This is a genomic window from Secundilactobacillus paracollinoides (assembly GCF_001702155.1).
Classification (GTDB): Bacteria; Bacillota; Bacilli; order Lactobacillales; family Lactobacillaceae; genus Secundilactobacillus; species Secundilactobacillus paracollinoides.
The window spans coordinates 331,464-351,293 of record NZ_CP014912.1 but is presented as its reverse complement, the minus strand read 5'-3'; the positions used below and the strand labels follow the sequence as shown (position 1 = coordinate 351,293).

Below are 19,830 nucleotides of genomic sequence, written 5' to 3'. Positions count from 1 at the left end.
GTCCACAGTTTATTGACAGACTCTAAGACCAAAGTCAAAAAATAAGATCAAAAAAGAACGCCGCAGCCCTACAACTGCAGCGTTCTTTTACTATCCCAAAAAATAATCAAAATAAATCCTTGTCAAACGAGTATCACTCAGTTATAGTGTACTAGAAAGCTAATACACTAGTAAAGGAGGACACACACCTTGGAATTCGACGATAAGATCCCAATTTATTACCAGATTAAGCAATATATTTATCAAGAAATCATTGTGAACCACCTGGCACCGGGGGATAAGCTGCCAGCTGTTCGGCAATTGGCGTTAACCTTAACAGTTAACGTGAATACGATTCAGCGAGCGCTGGGTGAACTCATCAATGAAGGCATTTTAGAATCCAAGCGTGGTCGCGGCAACTTCGTGACGACGGATGTGAGCACGTTGACTGATATGAAGCATCGTGTTGTGGAGGAGCAGTTGGCACTGATGTATGACCGGTTGGCGGACCTGCAGATCACGCCAGATGAGATGGTGACTTATCTTACCGATTATATTTCAAAACGAAAGGAGCAGGCACAAGCATGACAGTATTAACGGTTGAAAATTTAACCTATAAACGAAATTTAAAAACGATTCTAACAGGGTTGAATCTGACCCTCGATGGCAATCAAATTGTCGGGTTACTCGGGGCAAACGGGGCTGGGAAAACGACCTTAATGCGACTGATCGCAGGCGCTGCAACCAGTTACCATGGCACGATTGCCATCGGTGATCAGACTAAACCGGCTGAGCGGAAGGCAATCGTCAGTTTCAGTGAACAGGTGAGTGGCGTCAATGATAGTCGAAAATTAGGCCAGATCGCACAATTTTATAACCATGTGTATCCTGACTTTGATATGGATACCTTCAAAAACTTAGCGGCAGATTTGAGTTTAGATGAAAATCAACGGTTCAATCAACTCTCAAAAGGGAACCACCAAAAGTTCGTGGTGGCCATTGCGCTATCACGTCAGGCCAAGTTGTACCTGCTGGATGAACCCTTTAACGGCATCGATAGTATGAGCCGTAAGAAGATCGTTGCCAGTATTATTCAGTGGAAGCCAGAGACTGCAACGATTCTCATTAGTGACCACCACGTTGCTGACATTGCGAACATTTTAGATGCCGTCGCTGTGGTCAAGGACCAGACCGTTGTTGATCAGAAAAAGGCCGATGAAATTCGGGAAAATGGTCAGAGCATTGAAGATTACTATGAAGGGTTTTACGCGGAAGGGGAGAGCGATAATGACTAGTTTTGGCAAACTATTAGTAACGATGTGGCAAGAAAAGAATCGGACGGTTTATCAACTGACCGGTATCGGATTGATTGGTCTGATCGTTTGGACGCTATTGGAAGTGTTCCGTGGCAACAGTTTTAGCGTTATCGGCGATTTGTCGGCTATGGTCTTTGGACTTGTAGGTTTTGTGCTCTTCATTTTGCTGGCCCGAGACCAAGAACACGTGTGGACGGCAAATAATTACCGGTTGATTCCGGTATCTGATACGAAATTATATACAGCAAACGTATTAACAACGCTGCTAAGCTATGTTTATTTTGTCGTGATTCAAGTGGTTATTATCTTCATCTGCAGCCTCACGAATTTTGGTGATCCATTTGGTCAAAGTTCAGTCGTCTACTACGACACGTTTGGCGTCATGATCCTGATGGCTGCACTGTTGCTGTTTGGCTGGATTTTCATCAGCACGATTCATCTTGTAACTACCTCGGTAGCAGCGTTCTTACCGGCATTCCGGCAAAGACTGATCCGGGTTATCCTAGCTATCATTGTGTTCTTTGTGGTCGTTAATATCGTCAGCTGGATGCAAAAACTACTGAGTTCAGCTTTAGGCAACATGGTGAACCTCAACATGTTGGGCGGTACCCCAACGGCGCAACTGGGAAGCGCAACACTGATTGCAGCAGGATATTTCTTAGTGAGTGCGGTCATTCTTTCTGTTGTAAATGTTTATTTGATGAAGCATTGGGTGGAGACGAGTACGAAGGCAGCCTGAGTGCGAAGCAAGGCGGTCTAGGGGCGGTGTGTAAGGGACTCTGGCAGAAATGCCCGAACTTGGCATTTGTGCCAGAGCCCGTTACACGTTAGCCCCGTGCCTTGTGGAGCACGTTAAGGCCCGAGGCTAATAGAAAGGCTGAGTATTGAACACGTTACGGCTAAAGTCGAATAGAAAGTCAGAAACTAAAAAAGTTCACAACGACAACAAACACAGGGGAAGCCAACATGCAACTCATCAACCAGGGGAACGGCCTAAAAAATGCATCATCTTTATCTGCGTCATGATCACATATCTATGCAGCGGCGCGCTATTGGTCAAGCTTGGCCTAAAAGAAACAGACCAAGTGTTCATGATAATCCACGTGGTCATTGCCATCGTCTTACTGGGTATCATGCTCATGACAATTAGAACAACGAATATAACAACCGAACGCATCGGCTTTCGTCGTCACACGCGGTTACCATTGATCGTAATGACTATCGTGATGGTGTTGCTCATGCTGATTGACAATGTCCTGCCGAACTTTGTGCAGGTCTTTCACCATCCAGCAACTATTTTAGCGGTGACGTTAACCGCAGTGATGGCGGGGGTATTTGAAGAGTTAAGTTGCCGTGGGTTACTATTTTCAGGATTGCTGGCATTCTCACAAAACTCGCGGCACCCGTTTATCAGTTCGGCAATCTGGAGCAGTCTGATCTTCGGCTGTCTGCACTTGTTTAACATCATTAGCGAGGGGCAGGGCGTCGAAGTCACTGTGCAACAAGTTTTCTACGCCGCTGTGATCGGGGTGTTTTTCGCCGCGATTCGAGTTGCGGCAAACGGCCTGTTGATCCCAATTATTCTGCACAGTATGATTGATTTTACGCCAAATATCACATCGGTCAGTTCGTCAGTGATGGATTGGACGAGCCTGCTGATTGTTTTCATTCCGATTCTGGTTGTCGCACTTTGGGGGCTATGGGCAGAAGAACGGGTATTGAAATAGATTTCGTCAATTAACTTTAATTAGTTTTATGTTAAACAATTGTATTTAAAATTATTAGTGATAAAATGAGTTCATCTCGTTAAGTATGATGCGCCACGTTCAATTTAACGATTGCGCGATAATTTTAAAATAAGCGTTTAAAGTGAGGCTAAATAATGACACAAACTGTTTTGATTTCAGGTGCCAACCGCGGCATCGGTCTAGAAGTTGCCACTCAACTGGCACAGCAAGGCAACCAGGTGATTATCGGCGCCCGGCAGCAAGCTGCTGGCGAAAAGACCGTGGCTGATTTGGTTGCGTCAGGCATCGACGGGTCGCAGTTAGACAGCGTTCAGTTGGATGTGACAGATGACGCGTCAGTCACAGTTGCTGCGGCGGAGATTCGTCAAAGTCATCCTGATTTGGATTTACTGGTCAACAATGCGGGCATCGCTGGCGACATGACGAAGCCGGCGCTAGCAACCACTGCTGCCGATTACGCGGCCACACTAGAAGTGAATTTTTACGGGTCGTTGCGGATGATTCAGGCCTTCATGCCGATCCTTGAAACGAATAACGGCCAAATCGCGAATATCACGGGATTAGGCACACCGTCCGTTTTCTATAACCCGGCTGCCTATTCAGTGTCTAAGGCAACGCTCAACGCACTGATTCAAAGCTTGGCTGTCGATATTGTGAAGACGAAGCGACCAGTCTCAATCTACGGCATTTTTCCAGGTGGGGTGTCAACGGACATCAACAACCACATGGAGGGGCCGTTTATGAAGACGCTCGCTGAAGGCAGCAAGGCCATCGTTGATATTTTGACGGATGAGCAACCACACAACGGTGAGATTCTTGGGTCTGATGGCCAGGTCTTGTCTTCGATTGAACGGCAACAACGATAAGCGACAAAATAAACCGCAACTGAGAGAGTGTCATCTCCTAGTTGCGGTTTATTTTTGTCTTAATTGGTTTTGATGCAGCGTTCCAGGATGCGGTTCACCCTTGATCTCATGGGAAACGTGTCCCAGCATCGCGTCCACCATTTCTAAAATATGCGGGTCATCCAGACAGTAAAACATGTGCTTCCCCTGCTTGGTTTTCGTCACCAGCTGATACTGGTAAAGAATGGCAAGCTGGTGGGAAACAACTGGCTGATCAATGCCTAAATGGTCAACGATGCTGGACACGTCCGCTTCGTGATTTTTTAAAAAATAGAGGATCTTGATGCGATTTTTATTGCTTAACACTTTATAAATTTTAACCGCTTCATCAATGAGCGCGTCATTCACGTCCATAGTGCGTTACCTCGACTCGTTAAATTAACGTTAGCAGGTGACTGATCAGGCCGCTGTCCCAAAAGACATACAGGCCAATGACGACGTAACAGATCTTCATCAGTTTTTCGCCGTGTGCCGCCATGACATTGGCGACAGCAGGAATATCAGCGACCATTTTGATCAAGACGACCACGATCAGGGTCAAGCTGCCGATAAACACTAACGTCATTAAAAAGTGTACCATAGTTTCGCCCACAAGGACTGGCAGGAAAATGGAAAGATTGCAGCCGGCGCAAACGGACAGGTAGGTCCCGCACACCGCCCAAATGGGGGACTTGCTGGATTTATCACCATTGTCATCGTCGTCATCATGAAATGCCATGTAGATGGGGAGGATGCCCAGAATACCCAGCACCCATTCAGGGAGAAAGACGGCCAACGCCTTGCCAACAAAGAAGCTGAGGGTCAGCAGGATAAGATTCCCTAAGAGGTAGCCCAACATGACTTTCGGCAGTGCATATTTCTTTAATAAAAAGATCAACATGAAGAAAAAATCTAAGTTGACGCTAATAAACGTCAGTAATAGGAGCCAATAATTCATTGTCGCAGCCTTCTTTTGCTTTGATACATATATTATATGTTACATATGATATATGTCAACAAAAATGAAGGTCAGCAAAACTTATTTTGCCACAAAAAAGCCACCGCAACAGTTGCCACGGTGACTTGATATCGTTTAAATTAAGCTTCGGCTGTCTTAGCAGCTGGTTTCGGTGCGCTGGTACGCAGACCGATGCCGGTAAAGCCGCTGATCAGCGACATGACTGGGCATAGCAGGCTGAAGAAGACGAAGGGCAGGTACTGAATCGTCGGCACACCCAACGTATTCGCGATGAAGACCCCGCCAACGCCCCAGGGAACGAGGTAGTTGAGCACGGTCCCGCCGTCTTCAAGCACCCGGCCAAGCGCGGAACTCTGCAGACCGCCATTATTGAAGGCGTCCTTGAATGACCGCCCTGGCAAAATGATGGAGAGGAATTGTTCACCGACGAAGATGTTGACGCCGATGCAGGACGCAATGGCTGCGGTAACCAGTTTCGCGTGGCTGTTGAGCTTGGTTGCCAGCGGCGTCATGATGGCGCCAATCAACCCAAAGTTCACCAGTAAGCCACCAAGTGACAAAGTCAAAACGATTAAAGCGACCGTTGGCATCATGCTGACGATACCGCCACGGGACAGGAGTAAGTTTACTTCTGAGTTAGCGGTCTTGGCAACGTAGCCGTTAGTGATGATGTCCGTTGCTTTCGTAATTGAGAGACTCGGCTGGTTGATGAACATCATGCCAGCTGAGACGAAGACGTTTAACAGCATGGTTGGAATGGCTGCCATTTTAAAGCCGGCACAGACGAAAACGAGGACGATCGGAATCAGAGAGATAATCGAGATATGAAAATCACCAGAGAGGGCGGCTACCGTAGTGTTGATCTTGCCCATGTTGGCGTGGCTGTGACCTAAGCTCAGGACCGCGAAAGCGACTGTTGAAATTGCGGCTGCTGGCAGGGTCGACCACAGAATCGTTTTCATGTGGTCAAACAGGTCGGTGTCCACCACGGCCGCGGCTAGGTTGTTTGTTTCAGATAACGGGGAGAGTTTGTCGCCAAAGACAGTGGGCAAGAACCATTGCGCGCTGATGGCTTTAAACCCAATGACCATCAACGTTGGGATGGTGCCGGCTGCAATCCAGGTGCTGATCATGGCCCCAATTAGAATGAAGATCACGATGGGGATAATTCCCTTATCGATGCCGTCCTTGATTCCGGCGTTGATTTGATCCCAGTCCAGCCCCTTGAATTTAGCCCAGAAAATCGTGACCGTGATGGCCAGCAGCACTGGTACCTGCGGCGATAGCCCAAGGCCAATAACGCCGCTGCCCATGATTGCCAGATCAATGACTAGCACGATAATTGCTTCCCTTAAACTTAGTTTTACCTTCATCATTTTATTCACCCTCAATAATTTATTATGTACATTTGATAGTTGTATGGATTTTCTAACCGTGCTCTTGAATGACGCTTCGTTACGATGCGGGAAATTGTCGACTTTTAGTTATACTGTTTCAGTCTGATATTGTGCATTGTGTAAATCAGAAGCTACAACTCAGCGATGTAACTCTTGATGTATTGCTCTTGATAGCTTGATGAGAAGTTGAAGGCAAATTTTTCTGGAAACTGTCACTGACTGCTTTTGCGATCTTTAAATCCTCCTTAAATACAAAAAATCGTCCCCATTGCACAAATGCAACAGGGACGATTAGACTTATACCGCGGTACCACCCAGATTGTGCCTCAAAAAAGACACCTCTCTCTGAAGGATAATGGTCTCAGTGCAACCAGCGCCGGCAAAGGAACGGTATTTCGAAACAGTTACCCTGATTGGCTCGCAGCACCCGCCAACTTCCTGACACCCAGGTAACGTCCTACTTGTGTTATCCGACATTAAATATTAATGAGAGTATATCGCTGATTATTAGAAAATGCAAGGCCAACTGACGATTGTTGATTGGCAGTGTATGATGATGATAATCTAAAACTTGTTTAAATCCTTTAAATAGGCGGACTATTTTGACGGAAAATATGCTAGGGTTAAGCGTTCAGGATAGGTGAGATACGATTAAACGGAACCATAGGAGTGACAATGACATGACAACAAATCGTACCGTGGTGGCACTATTACACAAATTAAGAAAATTACGCGACTGGTACGTGATCACCCAAGCAAATGGGGTGACCCTGCCAGAAACGACGACGGAACCAATTACGCGCGTCCATTATGTGTTTCATGGAAAGGTGCAAAAGGTTGGTTTTCGGTTGTTGTTGAAAACCATCGCTGACCGGATGCATTTAACGGGCTGGGTCATGAACAATGACAATTTGGATGTGGTGGCGGAAGTGCAGGGTACTCCGACTCAGTTGGCGTTTATCAAGCACTATTTGTCGACGGGAGTCAAACGCATTCAGGTCGCGCAAATTGAGGAGCGACAGGCTGACATTGCGTTGAATGAGCATCAATTCATTATTAAATAGCAACATAAATGCTTAGCAAATTAAAAAACAGCGTCATCAAACTTGCCAGAATAGGGGAGTTTGATGACGCTGTTCTTCTAATCATTATTTGATATATTGTTCATAATCAATACCCAATCGTTTAGCGATATCGGTCACTTCTTCTAAGGTATGATCATCAATGATAATCCCGTTTGCCTTCCGGTCGTCATAGGCGAGGGCTTCCTTATCACCAGCAACGTAGATCGTCTTACCAGGTACGGCTGGCAATTCACGAATTTGTTGCAGGTAATCGGAGAACTTCTCAATGATGGCATCTTTGTCGCCGAAGATCGATGGGTCGATGGCGATGAAGCTTTGTGCTGGACCAACGGAGAGGTCTTCTGGCGTGATTTCAACGGAGGTGTTTCCCATTGAAAGAATCGACGTGAAGACTTCGACCATAACACCTAAACCAAAGCCTTTGTGGCTCCCAGTTTCTTCGGTGACACCGCCAAGTGGGGTCAGCCCAACGTAGGCTTCTGGGTCACGAGTCTTGTTTAAGGTTTCCGTGTCGTTGTGGTCGTAGACAGGTGTTTGCCCGTCCTTAGCCACCCAGAGTGCCGGCAGATCCTTGCCCAATTTACGATAAACCTCAACCTTGCCTTGAGGCACCGTCGTTGTGGCGGCGTCAAAGATGTAGTTGTGTGGGTTGGCTGGCATTGCAAAGGCAATGGGATTGGTCCCGACAAACGCCTGCATGGAGAAGGTCGGTAACATGGCTGGCCGCGAGTTACATGAGGACATCCCGATCAGGCCTTGTTCAGCAGCCATGTTGGCGTAGTAACCGGCAATGCCATAGTGGCCAGAGTGCCGGGTCGTAACGATCCCAATGCCGCTTTTTTTCGCCTTTTCGATGGCAATTTCCATACTGTAGATCCCGTTTAACTGACCTAACCCGAAGTTGGCGTCAACCACTGCGCTGACGGGCGTCTCTTTTACAATTTCCGGCCGGCTCTTCACCCGGATCTTCCCGTTTTGAATAAAGTGGTCGTACATAAACATCCGTTGGACCCCGTGGGATTGGATGCCGTGTAAGTCGGTGTAAATTAAGGTTTCAGCAACCTTATGTGCTTGGTCATCGGTAAACCCGTAACCTTGATAAATATGAAACACTAATTCCTTGATCTTATCGCTATCATATGTATTTCACCACACTCGTTAGATTTTGAACAATGAAACTTTATTAAAAGTCACAATGTAAATGGTAGAGTAGTCTACCGGCCTTGTCAACGTTATTTTAATGAATTGTTAATCGTTTATTAATTTTAATGATCCTGTCATATTTGCAGCTTGTGTCAGCACGAACTAATCCATTTCTTGCCAGTTATTGAGCTGAAAGTTGTAACCTTAGAATTACAAGATACCAGCGCAAACTTAAAGTGAGCTTAAGCAACCATATCACTTGGTTGTCGAGATGATTAAGCGTATCATTTTCTTATTGAAACTAATCAACGGGGGTCATAAAAATGGCATTAAATACGGCAAAAACAGACTTACTCATTACTGAGGCGATTCACAAAAAGCCCGTGTTGCGGACGCGGTTCACATCGCAGGCTTACTTCGTGTTAGCGATGGTCATGGACTTACTGGACCAGGGTGTTCTGGTGCAGGATGGCGGTCAGCTAACGATTGCGGATGAAGCCAAGTTCGATGCGTTACCAGCATTTTTGGCGAACTTCCAAAAACAATTTCGGGACACGCTAACGAAAACGGAACCGTTAGCCAAACAGTTACAGTTCTTAACCAGCTGGGATATTGCGAACGACTTATATGATGGTATCGGGCCAGAACTGTTGCAACAAAAGGTTGTTGAGAAGGTGACCTTCCAAAATAATCTAGAGCCGCACATCATTTATGTGCCAACGGATGGCAGCCGCAACGGTGCCATTAACGATTTGAAACAAACGATGCAATTGGATGTGCCGCACGTGACCATGCATCTGGTAGCAATTCTAGAGCAGCAGGATGCGTTAAAGTGGCTGATTCCGGATGCGGAAGAACGAAACCAACTCTTAGCCCAGTTTCACGCAATCGTGGATCGCGACCCGTACTTTGAGGTGATCCAGGAATTGACAGCCACTGCGAGTGAAGTGTTTATTCAGAAGAAGTTTTGGTTGGATTCGTGGCTAAGTTAGAGTGTGGAGCAGGGCGTTTTGAGGGCGGAACACGTTTCGGCAATATAAGATAGACCCACGTCGCAACCAAGCACGTAGACTAATAAGAATGGTAAATCCCGGGCCTGAATTTTTGCCAGAGTCCGTTACATGGCCGCCCCTTGCCCTGCGGAACACGTTTCGGCTATCTAAAATAGACCCACGTCGCAACCAAGCACTTAGACTAATAAGAATGGTAAATCTCGGGCCTGGATTTTTTGCCAGAGTCCGTTACATGGCCGCCCCTTGCCTGCGGAACACGTTTCGGCTATCTAAGATAGACCCACGTCGCAAGGACAATTTAACCAAAAAACAAACAGTGCATCTGAGCAATATTGGTACACGATTCCAACCTATCAATCAAGCCCTTAATTAAAACCCTAAAAAATAGCCATCCAAACGAAATATCGTTAAGGACGGCTATTTTTGGATTAAAATGGTCAAATTCTAAATGTTAGAAAACCGCAATCGCCTTCCCAACGATCTCATGCGCTTCAAGCGCCCGTAAGCCCTCAGCAATCTCATCACTGGCATAGCGCTTAGTAATCAGCGGATTCACCTTACCGTCAGTAACCAACGCCAACAGTTCGCCAGCCATTCGCCCAAGGTCAGCAACCTGCCGAGGGTCGCCGCTGCGGTGAGCACCGCCTAAGTCGAGTTTACTGATCGACAATGCTTTATCAGCGGGCGCATCCGTTGGGGTTGCCAACACACAGACGAGCTGACCATTGTAGGCAATGCGCTCAAAGTCAGCTTCCGGGTCGCCAATGGCGTTGATGATCAGGTCCGCACCAAGTCCACGTGTCAGCTCGAGCACGCGTTGCGTCACGTTTTCTTCTTGTTAATCGATAATGGCGTCAGGATTTAGCGCAGCAACGAAGTCTCGCTTAGTTGCCGACACCGTTGTGATGACGTGTTTACCAGCAGCGTTTGCGAGCTGGATGGCCATGCTGCCGACACCACCTGCCCCCGCGTGAATCAGGACGGTCTCGACGTTATTTAATTGTGCCTTTCGAAAGAGTGCTTGGTAGGCTGTCATACCGGCACACAAGGAGCCAGCAGCCGATTCGTAGTCGACGGTTTCAGGAATGCGTGCCAAAGCGGCAGCGGGGTAGGTCACATATTCTGCAAACGCACCATCTTCGGCAAAGTTTGCGTGGCCAGCAACCCGATCGCCAACGTTGAAGCCTTTGACCCGGTCACCAAGCCCCATGATCTCGCCGGCCACATCTAACCCTAAAGTGTGCGGGTAAGTCCAATCAAAATAACCGTTAGCAACGATCTTAGCGTCAACGGGATTCAATCCAACGGCCCGGGTGCGGATCAGGACCTCGTTTGCGCGCGGGTTGGGCATGGAACGGTTCGTCCATTCAAGTTGTTGGAGCGTTTTTGCTGCTGGTTCTGGAACGACAAGTGCTTTCATGATGCGACCACCTCTCCTATCAAGTCGAAAACAAAAGCGCCACGATGTGTGTAGCGCTTACTTTCTGTTAATTTAATAGTAGACTGATGTTGGCGAGAAAGCAATGAACTGCCATTTTTAAGTTGCTAAATGTCCGTCACACACTTAAGCACGGGCAATCAAGTTATGTTGTAAATCCGCCAGCCCGGTCGTCATATAAACGTGATAGCTATCCGGATTCACCAACCGTTGAGTCGCGGCGGGCAGTTCAGCAAGGCGCTGTTGACTGTACTGCCGGATTGCGTGCACATCACTGGGACACTGCGCTGGATCAATCGGCGTTTCTAACAGGATCAGTTCAGCATCAAAGCTGCTTAAATGATGCACGCGATTCACGCTCAGCGGGTTGCTATCTACAACGGCCACGGTGTTGCTCAGCTGTTCATCACTGCCGGTAATGAGGTCGGCAAATGCTTCGCGCGTGCTTTTCCGATAGAGCCGATAAAGCTGTTTTTGCCCAGGAATCGTCACCTTTTCACGGCTGTCACTGATCTTGATTTTTGGAATGACCTGACCATCCGTTTCGATGGCTGCCAGCTTGTAAACGCCGCTGAGTACCGGTGCCGAGGCGCTGGTAATGAGTTTTTCACCGATCCCAAAATTATCGATGGGGGCACCTTGGTCCAGCAACGATGTCATCACAGATTCGTCCAGAGCATTTGAAATGGTGATCTTAGTGTCTTGAAAGCCGGCTGCGTCCAAGAGGTGACGGGCGTCGCGGGATAGGGTGGCAATGTCACCGGAATCAATGTGAATCCCCACGGGGTGATGACCGGCAGCTCGCAATTCTTTAAAGACAGTGATGGCGTTCGGCACACCAGACGTGAGCACATCGTAGGTGTCCACGAGTAACGCGCTGTTGTCGGGGTAGAGGGCTGCCCATTTGCGAAACGCGGTCAGCTCATCTGGAAAGGCTTCGATCCAACTATGCGCCATGGTGCCGGCGACTGGAATGTGAAACAACTTAGCGGCTAACACGTCAGACGTGCTGGCAGCACCGCCAATGACGGCTGCCCGGGCACCGTAGACGGCGCTGTCGGGGCCCTGTGCGCGTCGGGCGCCAAATTCCATGATCGGCCGACCCTTGGCAGCAAACACCATCCGCCGCGTTTTCGTGGCAATGAGTGACTGGTGATTAAGGATGTTTAAAATTAAGGTTTCCAGGAGTTGCGCTTGTGCAATTGGCCCCTCGATTGTCATCAGCGGTTCGCGTGGAAAGACAGGTGTCCCCTCCGGAACGGCGTGGACGTGACAGTCCAGGGTGAGGGTGGCCAGGTGGTCGATAAACGCCGGTCGCCACAGGTTTAGACTGCGAAAATAGGTCAGGTCACTGTCTGAAAAATGAAAGTCAGCGAGTTGGTCAATAATTTGTTTAAGTCCGGCAGCCAGCACAAAACTGCCCTGGTCAGGGACTTTGCGGTAGAACACATCAAAGGTTGCCCGCGTGTTTGGCAGCTCAGCATCAAACCCGTTTGCCATTGAGTATTCATAAAGGTCGGTCAGTAAGGATAAATTGCGCATGATCATCATCCGTTCGATTTTGTAGGACAGGTGTCAAGACACCTGATTGATTAGTGCTATTCTACCACGAATTCGCCTCCTGTCAAGACTGATGAGGTGTGGTAGACTAAGACTATAACGAAAAAGGACGCGATGACATGGATAGTAATGCACGACGAGCACGAATTCAAGCAATGCTGACAACGGGACCGACACCGATCAGTGCCAGCCAAATTGCCAAAAAATTGCGGGTCAGCCGCCAAACGGTGGTGGGTGACGTAGCGTTGTTGCGGGCCGAAGGTGAACCCATTGTGGCCACGTTAAAGGGCTATGAATACGAGGCACAATACACCCACAAAGCCATTATCGTTTGCCGGCATTTTCCGAACGATACGGCCGATGAACTGACGCGGATCGTTAATGCGGGCGGCACCATTGTGGACGCTGAGGTCAGCCATCCGCTGTATGGTCAGTTAAAGGGCATGTTGCAGATCAAAACGGTCGCCGATGTGAACTTATTTGTGGGCAAGTTGAAGGAACAGCAGGGGCATTTATTATCAGAGTTAACAGATGGTGTCCATACACATACTGTGGCTTATGAAACGCCTGCACAATTAACAGCTATTCAAACCACATTGCGTGAGGCGGGCTACCTGTACGAGTAACCTGACCTGAAGGGAGTTTTGATGATGGATCAATTAACCTTAGTCACCACAACACTGGATCAAATGGGGATTCAGTACCAGATCGTGAGCCATCCGGCAGTGACGACCACTGAGGCGGCGGATGCCTATATTGAAGGCATTGAAGGGGTTCGCACCAAGACGATGTTCTTGACGAACAAGAAGAAAACGGCCTTTTATCTGCTGGTCATGGACGACGCCAAACGGCTAGATTTTCATGAATTTAAAGACCTGACTGGCGCCAAACGGGTCAAAATGGCATCGTCAGAAGCACTGAAGGAAAAACTAGGCCTTGAACCCGGCGTGGTCTCGATTTTTGGGTTGCTCAATAACCAAGACCGGGACGTTCAGGTTTATTTTGACAAGGCGATCCTGTCGGAAGCACGGATGAGTTTTCATCCCAACGTGAACACCCGAACGATCTTTGTAGCAACCGACGATGTATTGGCGTTTGTGAAGTCGCAGGGGGGTTGAGCCAAAAATTCTTGAGTTGTCTGACGAGGTATAGATGACGCTTGAGATATCACAAGTAAACTAAAAGCGACTCACAGCTAAGCCTTAATTTGCGTTTAGCCGTGAGTCGCTTATTTTTTTAAAAATGCTATCTGACTATCGAAAACTGAGAATTTTCTCTGCGGGTAAGCGTACAGAACCGGCCGAGAGTTGGGCTGCTTTGCCGATTGCCACCAGCAGTACTGGCACGTAGCGAGTTGGGTCGAGGTCCAGGGCCGCCGCAATCTTATCGTGGTCAAACCCTGTCATTGGGCCAGTCTCATACCCGTGTGCCCGGGCAATCAGCATGAATTGCATGGCTGGTAGCGCGACGTCCAGTGTGAACGTGGCGACGAGAGCTGAAGTTGGCATTTCATCGTACACATTTTTGATGATGGTGACTAAATGATCACTGACTTCCTGCGGCATCTTACCCGCTTTCACGGTCTGGTCGTAGATGTCCTGCGCATTTTCAGCCGCTTTGAGATCCGCAAAGAAAAAGACCAGCGCTGACGCTGTTTCGTTTTGATGGGCGTTGGCGGGCATCAGCGGTTTGATCTTTGCCTTGGCCTCTGGTGAGTCGACGATGACGATTCGCCACGGCTGCACATTGAGTGCTGATGGCGAGGAGATCGATTCGGTAATCATTTGCGTGAGTTCAGTCCGGTTGATTTTGACGGCGGGGTCGAAATCGTGAACAGCGTGACGCCCCTCGATAATTTTTTGAAAATCATTTTCTTTAAATGATGACATGATGATCGACCTCTTTTATTTAGAATCCGCAACAGCGCGTTGTCTGCATCTATCATACTAATTTCATGTGAATTGTCAATCCCTGAAGTGAGCCTATATTGCAGCGATGGTAACGCTTACTTATACAAAAATCAGTTGCCGATATATGGTAAACTAGTTCTCGGAGTTTCATTTATTTTTAATCAAGCAACTTTCGGAGGCAGACAACATGTTAGCATTTGCGAACGACTATTCAAAGGGCGCTCATCCCGCCATTTTACAACGTTTCATTGATACGAATCTTGATCCGCAACCCGGGTACGGCCAGGATGCCTATTCCGCCAGCGCGACTGAAAAAATTCGCCGGGCGTGTGACTGTCCTGATGCGCAGGTGACCTACATTTCGGGCGGCACCCAGGCCAACGCGGTGATTATTTCCACGGTGTTAAAGGATTACCAGGGGGTCGTTGCGGCCGACACGGGTCACGTCAGCATTCATGAAGCTGGGTCGATCGAATACACTGGCCACAAGGTCCTGACAATTCCGGGACATGATGGGAAGATCGATGCGCACGAGTTGGCTGAGTACATCAAGGGCTTTTACGAGGACGATAACCACATTCAAATGGTGTATCCCGGCATGGTCTATATTTCACAGCCGACAGAATATGGGACACTGTATTCAAAGGCGGAGCTGACGGCCATTTCAGCCGTTTGCCGCCAGTATGACATCCCGTTGTTTATGGACGGTGCCCGCTTGGGATATGGGCTAATGAGCCCCGCAAACGACATCACGCTGCCCGAACTTGCCAAACTCGTGGATGTGTTCTACATCGGTGGGACGAAGGTTGGTGCGTTATGTGGGGAAGCTGTGGTCTTCACGCATGATAATCAGCCGGAGTTCTTCAACAACCGGGTCAAGCGTCGCGGCGCGCAATTAGCGAAGGGCCGGTTGATCGGGGTCCAGTTTGAGGCCTTGTTTACGGATGACCTGTACTTTAAGATCAGTGCCCACGCAATCGAAATGGCCAAACAACTGAAAGCAGCCTTGACTGAGAAGGGCTACCAGTTCTTCATTGACTCGCCAACTAATCAACAGTTCGTGGTGGTCGATAACGCCAAGATGGCAACACTGAAGAATGATGTTGATTTCAGCTTCTGGGAAAAGATTGACGACACCCACACCGCAATTCGGCTAGTGACAAGCTGGTCAACTACTGAAGATGAAATTGAACAATTGAAACAGGTGCTGTAATGGCATAGCAAAATCCCCGGTGCAAGTGACTTGCGCCGGGGATTTTATGTCCTTTTTTGGACGAATGATTGCTGTTGAAATTTTGGGTGGTTACATGCCGCTGCGTTCCACCGTTCGGCCCTGCAGGCTGAGGTGGGGTCGCTCCGGAGCTATTGAATTTCTTTCCAGAAATTCAAGGATCTCCTACGTCTCCCGTGTTCGTAACCGACCAAAAAACGGTCGCTAACGAGCACCGACACCACAGCCTGCAATGCCGACCGGCTCCACTACGCTACATTGTGGAACAAGTTCACTGACAGCGATACTGTATCATAATTGTTGTGCCATTATCTGTTCATTAGTAGACACCAGCACGCTACCATGGTGTGAAGCATTGCTGTCAGTGGTCCGATTAGCAGTCGAGGGCGGATTCACTGCAAACTAGGGTTAACGCCATTGTGATACTTAGCTAATAGTAAAAGTAAGCTCTACCTCAGTGGAATGCAGCAATTCGGCAGGTTGTCGCGAGCCACTACGACGGCCTGCCGAATTGCGGAATGCAACGGACTAAAGCACTTAACCAAAACACGGTCAAGTAACAAACGAAACGTTATCCCCGCGGTGTCCAGCCAGCGATGTCGCTAGGTTGAAAATCATAGGTCAATCGTTGCTGATAGGCTGTTTCGTAAGCGGCACATTTCTGCTCGTAATCGGTTTGCATCATGGCAAAACTGTTTTCGCGAACGGTCTTTTGTGGATCGGGATAGATAACTGGCAGAATGTGCAGGGTGTAAGTCACGTCGTAAAAATTGGTGCTCTTAGGTTGGTCGGTGTCTGTCATTTCGACGAAGCAGGAAATGATCGGTGCTTGTAACTGAGCAGCGTACTGGTAGGCCCCGCGCTTTGGCGGTCGCGGTTTGCGGTAGTTGAACCACATTTCTTGTTCCGGGTAGATCAGAATGTTGTGGCCGGCATCCAAAACGTTGGCCATCAGATTCGGCAGCGTTTTGCCGATGTAGCTGATGCTGTCGGTGAGCGGAATCGTGTCGATGTTGCGCATCATGTAGCCCAGCAGGCCGTTCATGTCGAAGTTGGTCAGCTGGCTGATGAGATAGAGCCGTTTCATGTTCAGACCGCGACGCACGACCATGTTTTCGTAGGGGCTGAAATGATTGCTGGTGACAACGGCGCCCTGGTGCAGGCCGGCTAGGTTTTCCTTACCGACCACGTTGAGGTGTCGCGTCTGCCAGCGGGTGTCTACGTTGAGCATCGTGCGGGCGACAAGGTTGTTAACGCGATAGGAGAACCGGGATTGGTGGTCTAGGTAGGCCGATAATTCATGCTTGGCCTGGGTCGCATCCAACTGTGGGTCGCCGAGTTCCACTTTCGCGTTGAAATCTTGATGCTGCACAGCTTGCTGAATGTTGGCAATCACAGGTTCGCGATTTGGCAGGTCAGTGATAGCACTCATATCACCACCTCCTCGCGGTTCTTGTTGCGAATTTGGCGGAAGGTGTTTGTTGCGGTGGCTTGCGTTTCAGCCACCTTTAAGATCCGGTCAAAATTGGCGCGGTCGGCTTCCTTTGCGGCATCATTGTAGGCGGCTAAACCAGCTTGCATCTCGTCATAGTACGGGGTTTGCTTGGCGTAGTCCCAGAAATAACCTTCGTTTGCCACATTCGTATAGTGCCATGGCTTGGCAAACAGGTTGAAGTGAATCAAGGATTGATGAATTTGCGGATCCGTTTCCATTTGCACATTCCAGCTTGGATCCAGGATAGTTGTGCGCTGTTGACACATGGCGTTCAGGTAGTCCTGGTCAGGCGCTAAGCAGGTGACATGATAGGCGTTCAACAAGTTTAAGAAGGATTGGCTGAAATGCATGTCGCGCAACGCCTGCAGGTTCATGACCAGCACACCTGAGTTGATGTAACGATTGGCAGCGACGCCGATCGCGTCAGTTGCATAGGCTGCCGTGACTGGTTTGCCTGCAATCGTCGGGTCCATGGCAGCCGCAATCAGATTGTCGTTTAACGGTGTTGCATAGAGCGCACTGATGTCGTCAAGCACCACCGTGTCGGCGTCGAGGTAGACCGCTTTATCGTATTGTGGAAAGAGGTCGGCGATGAATAACCGGAAGTAAATGGTAAACGTGAAGTAGTCCATTCGCAGCTTATTGCCGGTATCGGTGATCTCTGCCAGCAGGTCGGGATTGATCTGCTTAAAGGTGAGATGGAATCGGCTGTCCGTCACTAAAGATTGCAAATTGATGCGGTTTGTCTCGGACAATTTTTCCTACATCACAACGATCTCGTACGTGTTGTCCGGACTGGCATTTGCCATCAGTGACTTGAGTGAAACAGCTAAATAGGGTGCGTAATGGTTATCGACGGCGTAGAAAATTGGTATGGTCATTTAGGCCACCTCCTTGAGTTTGGGTGCCAGTGCCTGATACTGGGCAAGTAGGGCATCGTATTCGTGCAGTCCTAATTCGTCATGCATTTTAGTGACCTGCCAGGGCTTTACGGTGAGCGTGTGCACCCACGGAAACAGGCGAAAACTAGTGGTGAAATGTTGCAACACTGTGCCAGCGTGTAGCCGACGTTGTTCGTTGTAGCGGCGCGGTAGGATCCGCTTAGCGACGGCCAGCTTGTTCAGTGCGGATTGGTCGGGCATAAAGAGTTGCTTGTTACGGCAAAGCTGGCGGCACCGGGCGAGCAGTCCGGTTTGCCGGATGAACTTTAAATTCATCAGGAGCACACCCGAATTTAAATAGTCGAAGTGGGTGACCCGGTTGTGGAAGAACCAGCGCCCGTAATAGTCCGGCACGCCAGCAATTTCCACGCCTGTAAGATCTTGATTATACAGATCATCCAGCGATCTTCGGCAAATGACATCGGTATCCAGGTAGAGGATCCGGTCTGGCAATGCCGGTAGTTGGTCACTGAAAAGACGCAACATACAATAGGGGGTAAACAGGGTCTCCATGTTCGCAGTAGGGGCTTCACGGTTGAACTGCGCGCTGATGTCGATCTTCGTAATGGTGCTGTTTGGATCGTCTTGATGCAGTTGTTGGGTTAAAAACGCCACAGTTTGGTCGGATAACGGCTCGTATTTCTTTCGAGCTGTCTGCAACGCCGCCGTAAGAATATAAATGTGCAATGATTGCTGATGGTGGTGGCGCAGCGATAGGATCGAAAGTAATAGTCCGTCTGCCATATTGGCGTCGCCACAGTAAAGAATGTTCATTTTGACGCCTCCCTTTCATAGTGGATATATTCAGTTGTATTGTTTTCCCGCGCCCGGATTTTCAGCTGGTCAGTGACCTGTTGGCACAACTGTTCTTGTTGTTGAGCTGGCCGCAGTGTCGTATCCGGAAAGAACGGCCCATCAACGAAAACGGTCATAGCGGGATGATGCCGCCACCGAGAAGCTTGGTAGGTCGTGGTGACCGCAAACGTTGGTGCCTTGGCTGCCACCGGGTAGTGAAACGTTGCCGTGAGAAGGGCCGAATTCCGGTATAGTAGGGCCAAACATGGGCTTCTGGATAAACCATGTTTGGCCCGGTGTTGGTTAAGACGGGTAGCGATGGCTTTGGCAAATGCTGGCATTTGATGGAAATCCGAAGGCACGATAAGCGCGCCCATGGGCACCACTTTGCCAATGACGGGCACACCCAGATTGGCCGGTGCTGCCAGTGTGTCCACCCGATGCGCGCCGGTGACGATCATCGGCATAAACACATCGCCAACGGGTTGCGTGTGGTTGCCATAGAGGACGATGCCGGTATGACGAAACGGAGTCAGCACGTCGCGATTTTTGATCCGAACGCCGCGCCACAGTCGCCAGTAGCACCAGCCAATAAATTGAAAGAGCCGGTAAATCACACTAGCCAGCACCCGATAGCAAGGATTGGTGTGCACCCATTTGAAATTGGCAGCCAGCTTTTGATGTTGCTGCTTATTGGTCACAAAGTCATCAGTGTAACTGCGATAATATCTGGTTTGATGCGCTGCTGTTTGATTCAGGGGAATTCACCTCCATGTGATGGTTTTGAGAAAAGAGACAGTTCTGGTTAAAATGATGTGCTGAGCACTCACTCAACTTTTTGAAACACCTACCATCTCTTTCTTACAAAATCAGTATACCACCTTTTACTTGAGTTACAAGTATTGTTAGGCATCCC

The 19,830-nt window shown here is 48.8% G+C and carries 22 protein-coding genes; 10 read left to right on the top strand and 12 right to left on the bottom strand.

The window, feature by feature from the left end; genetic code table 11:
• Positions 1-189 precede the first annotated feature (189 nt).
• The 5 genes from AYR61_RS01385 (at position 190) to AYR61_RS01365 (ending at position 3,909) form a co-directional block, all read left to right on the top strand.
• Entirely contained in the window at positions 190-567 is a 378-nt protein-coding gene (locus tag AYR61_RS01385; protein WP_054708887.1) for a GntR family transcriptional regulator, read from the top strand.
• Positions 564-1,274 carry an ATP-binding cassette domain-containing protein gene (locus tag AYR61_RS01380; RefSeq protein ID WP_054708885.1) on the top strand — a complete coding sequence of 237 codons (711 nt, stop codon included), beginning with the start codon at positions 564-566 and terminating at the stop codon, positions 1,272-1,274. The genes AYR61_RS01385 and AYR61_RS01380 overlap by 4 nt, the downstream gene beginning before the upstream one ends.
• Positions 1,267-2,034, top strand: coding sequence for a hypothetical protein (locus AYR61_RS01375; RefSeq protein WP_054708881.1), 768 nt, complete (start codon positions 1,267-1,269; stop codon positions 2,032-2,034). Before AYR61_RS01380 ends, AYR61_RS01375 begins: the two co-directional genes overlap by 8 nt.
• Before the next feature lie 283 nt (positions 2,035-2,317).
• Positions 2,318-3,022: a CPBP family intramembrane glutamic endopeptidase gene (locus tag AYR61_RS01370; RefSeq protein WP_083220019.1), complete on the top strand. Its 705-nt coding sequence runs from the start codon at positions 2,318-2,320 to the stop codon at positions 3,020-3,022.
• A 155-nt stretch (positions 3,023-3,177) separates the two neighbouring features.
• Positions 3,178-3,909 carry an SDR family NAD(P)-dependent oxidoreductase gene (locus AYR61_RS01365; protein WP_054708875.1) on the top strand — a complete coding sequence of 244 codons (732 nt, stop codon included), beginning with the start codon at positions 3,178-3,180 and terminating at the stop codon, positions 3,907-3,909.
• 48 nt (positions 3,910-3,957) lie between these two features.
• Here the strand turns inward: AYR61_RS01365 and AYR61_RS01360 are convergent, their stop codons facing one another.
• The 3 genes from AYR61_RS01360 to AYR61_RS01350 form a co-directional block, all read right to left on the bottom strand.
• The gene (locus AYR61_RS01360) at positions 3,958-4,302 is read right to left on the bottom strand and encodes an ArsR/SmtB family transcription factor (RefSeq protein ID WP_065901187.1); all 345 of its coding nucleotides are present in this window, start codon (positions 4,300-4,302) and stop codon (positions 3,958-3,960) included.
• A gap of 19 nt (positions 4,303-4,321) precedes the next feature.
• On the bottom strand, positions 4,322-4,885 hold the full coding sequence (locus tag AYR61_RS01355) for a cadmium resistance transporter (RefSeq protein ID WP_054708871.1): 564 nt from the start codon (positions 4,883-4,885) through the stop codon (positions 4,322-4,324).
• 140 nt (positions 4,886-5,025) lie between these two features.
• A complete protein-coding gene (locus AYR61_RS01350) occupies positions 5,026-6,282 on the bottom strand; it encodes a Na+/H+ antiporter NhaC family protein (protein ID WP_065901184.1) in 1,257 nt (418 codons plus the stop codon).
• A 701-nt stretch (positions 6,283-6,983) separates the two neighbouring features.
• On the opposite strand from AYR61_RS01350, the gene AYR61_RS01345 reads away from it, so the two are divergent.
• Positions 6,984-7,367, top strand: a complete 384-nt coding sequence (locus AYR61_RS01345) for an acylphosphatase (RefSeq protein WP_054708869.1) — start codon at positions 6,984-6,986, stop codon at positions 7,365-7,367.
• An 84-nt stretch (positions 7,368-7,451) separates the two neighbouring features.
• Here AYR61_RS01345 and AYR61_RS01340 read toward each other — a convergent pair whose 3' ends face one another.
• Complete coding sequence (locus tag AYR61_RS01340) at positions 7,452-8,513, bottom strand: Ldh family oxidoreductase (RefSeq protein WP_065901181.1); 1,062 nt, start codon at positions 8,511-8,513, stop codon at positions 7,452-7,454.
• A gap of 341 nt (positions 8,514-8,854) precedes the next feature.
• Between AYR61_RS01340 and AYR61_RS01335 the strand changes: the two genes are divergently transcribed.
• The gene (locus AYR61_RS01335) at positions 8,855-9,523 is read left to right on the top strand and encodes a hypothetical protein (protein WP_054708867.1); all 669 of its coding nucleotides are present in this window, start codon (positions 8,855-8,857) and stop codon (positions 9,521-9,523) included.
• 472 nt (positions 9,524-9,995) lie between these two features.
• On the opposite strand, the gene AYR61_RS15435 is transcribed toward AYR61_RS01335, so the two are convergent.
• The 3 genes from AYR61_RS15435 to AYR61_RS01325 form a co-directional block, all read right to left on the bottom strand.
• A complete protein-coding gene (locus AYR61_RS15435; protein WP_225356498.1) occupies positions 9,996-10,370 on the bottom strand; it encodes a zinc-binding dehydrogenase in 375 nt (124 codons plus the stop codon).
• Positions 10,371-10,382: 12 nt separating this feature from the next.
• Entirely contained in the window at positions 10,383-10,964 is a 582-nt protein-coding gene (locus AYR61_RS15430; protein ID WP_225356497.1) for an alcohol dehydrogenase catalytic domain-containing protein, read from the bottom strand.
• A 144-nt stretch (positions 10,965-11,108) separates the two neighbouring features.
• Positions 11,109-12,524 (bottom strand): nicotinate phosphoribosyltransferase, encoded by a 1,416-nt coding sequence (locus tag AYR61_RS01325; RefSeq protein WP_065901178.1) that lies wholly within the window; start codon positions 12,522-12,524, stop codon positions 11,109-11,111.
• 137 nt (positions 12,525-12,661) lie between these two features.
• Between AYR61_RS01325 and AYR61_RS01320 the strand changes: the two genes are divergently transcribed.
• Together AYR61_RS01320 and AYR61_RS01315 are read left to right on the top strand one after the other, a co-directional pair.
• Positions 12,662-13,168, top strand: coding sequence for a transcription repressor NadR (locus tag AYR61_RS01320; RefSeq protein WP_065901175.1), 507 nt, complete (start codon positions 12,662-12,664; stop codon positions 13,166-13,168).
• Positions 13,169-13,192: 24 nt separating this feature from the next.
• On the top strand, positions 13,193-13,660 hold the full coding sequence (locus AYR61_RS01315) for a prolyl-tRNA synthetase associated domain-containing protein (protein ID WP_065903697.1): 468 nt from the start codon (positions 13,193-13,195) through the stop codon (positions 13,658-13,660).
• A 135-nt stretch (positions 13,661-13,795) separates the two neighbouring features.
• Here AYR61_RS01315 and AYR61_RS01310 read toward each other — a convergent pair whose 3' ends face one another.
• Positions 13,796-14,431, bottom strand: a complete 636-nt coding sequence (locus AYR61_RS01310; protein ID WP_065901173.1) for a nitroreductase family protein — start codon at positions 14,429-14,431, stop codon at positions 13,796-13,798.
• Positions 14,432-14,639: 208 nt separating this feature from the next.
• On the opposite strand from AYR61_RS01310, the gene AYR61_RS01305 reads away from it, so the two are divergent.
• Entirely contained in the window at positions 14,640-15,665 is a 1,026-nt protein-coding gene (locus AYR61_RS01305; protein WP_065901166.1) for a threonine aldolase family protein, read from the top strand.
• Between the two features lie 589 nt (positions 15,666-16,254).
• Here AYR61_RS01305 and AYR61_RS01300 read toward each other — a convergent pair.
• The 4 genes from AYR61_RS01300 to AYR61_RS01285 form a co-directional block, all read right to left on the bottom strand.
• A complete protein-coding gene (locus AYR61_RS01300; protein ID WP_065901164.1) occupies positions 16,255-17,115 on the bottom strand; it encodes a lysophospholipid acyltransferase family protein in 861 nt (286 codons plus the stop codon).
• Entirely contained in the window at positions 17,112-17,909 is a 798-nt protein-coding gene (locus tag AYR61_RS01295; RefSeq protein WP_191982267.1) for a glycosyltransferase family 8 protein, read from the bottom strand. The genes AYR61_RS01300 and AYR61_RS01295 overlap by 4 nt, the downstream gene beginning before the upstream one ends.
• 150 nt (positions 17,910-18,059) lie before the next feature.
• Positions 18,060-18,893: a glycosyltransferase family 8 protein gene (locus tag AYR61_RS01290; protein WP_065901162.1), complete on the bottom strand. Its 834-nt coding sequence runs from the start codon at positions 18,891-18,893 to the stop codon at positions 18,060-18,062.
• Positions 18,890-19,615 (bottom strand): hypothetical protein, encoded by a 726-nt coding sequence (locus AYR61_RS01285; protein ID WP_083220015.1) that lies wholly within the window; start codon positions 19,613-19,615, stop codon positions 18,890-18,892. The genes AYR61_RS01290 and AYR61_RS01285 overlap by 4 nt, the downstream gene beginning before the upstream one ends.
• Positions 19,616-19,830 lie beyond the last annotated feature (215 nt).

Bases quoted from the DNA above. Each gene is read 5' to 3' on its own strand.
- AYR61_RS01380 (WP_054708885.1), top strand. From the start codon at position 564: ATGACAGTATTAACGGTTGAAAATTTAACCTATAAACGAAATTTAAAA.
- AYR61_RS01375 (WP_054708881.1), top strand. From the start codon at position 1,267: ATGACTAGTTTTGGCAAACTATTAGTAACGATGTGGCAAGAAAAGAAT.
- AYR61_RS01370 (WP_083220019.1), top strand. From the start codon at position 2,318: ATGATCACATATCTATGCAGCGGCGCGCTATTGGTCAAGCTTGGCCTA.
- AYR61_RS01365 (WP_054708875.1), top strand. From the start codon at position 3,178: ATGACACAAACTGTTTTGATTTCAGGTGCCAACCGCGGCATCGGTCTA.
- AYR61_RS01360 (WP_065901187.1), bottom strand. From the start codon at position 4,302: ATGGACGTGAATGACGCGCTCATTGATGAAGCGGTTAAAATTTATAAA.
- AYR61_RS01355 (WP_054708871.1), bottom strand. From the start codon at position 4,885: ATGAATTATTGGCTCCTATTACTGACGTTTATTAGCGTCAACTTAGAT.
- AYR61_RS01350 (WP_065901184.1), bottom strand. From the start codon at position 6,282: ATGATGAAGGTAAAACTAAGTTTAAGGGAAGCAATTATCGTGCTAGTC.
- AYR61_RS01345 (WP_054708869.1), top strand. From the start codon at position 6,984: ATGACAACAAATCGTACCGTGGTGGCACTATTACACAAATTAAGAAAA.
- AYR61_RS01335 (WP_054708867.1), top strand. From the start codon at position 8,855: ATGGCATTAAATACGGCAAAAACAGACTTACTCATTACTGAGGCGATT.
- AYR61_RS15430 (WP_225356497.1), bottom strand. From the start codon at position 10,964: ATGAAAGCACTTGTCGTTCCAGAACCAGCAGCAAAAACGCTCCAACAA.
- AYR61_RS01325 (WP_065901178.1), bottom strand. From the start codon at position 12,524: ATGCGCAATTTATCCTTACTGACCGACCTTTATGAATACTCAATGGCA.
- AYR61_RS01320 (WP_065901175.1), top strand. From the start codon at position 12,662: ATGGATAGTAATGCACGACGAGCACGAATTCAAGCAATGCTGACAACG.
- AYR61_RS01315 (WP_065903697.1), top strand. From the start codon at position 13,193: ATGGATCAATTAACCTTAGTCACCACAACACTGGATCAAATGGGGATT.
- AYR61_RS01310 (WP_065901173.1), bottom strand. From the start codon at position 14,431: ATGTCATCATTTAAAGAAAATGATTTTCAAAAAATTATCGAGGGGCGT.
- AYR61_RS01305 (WP_065901166.1), top strand. From the start codon at position 14,640: ATGTTAGCATTTGCGAACGACTATTCAAAGGGCGCTCATCCCGCCATT.
- AYR61_RS01300 (WP_065901164.1), bottom strand. From the start codon at position 17,115: ATGAGTGCTATCACTGACCTGCCAAATCGCGAACCTGTGATTGCCAAC.
- AYR61_RS01290 (WP_065901162.1), bottom strand. From the start codon at position 18,893: ATGAACATTCTTTACTGTGGCGACGCCAATATGGCAGACGGACTATTA.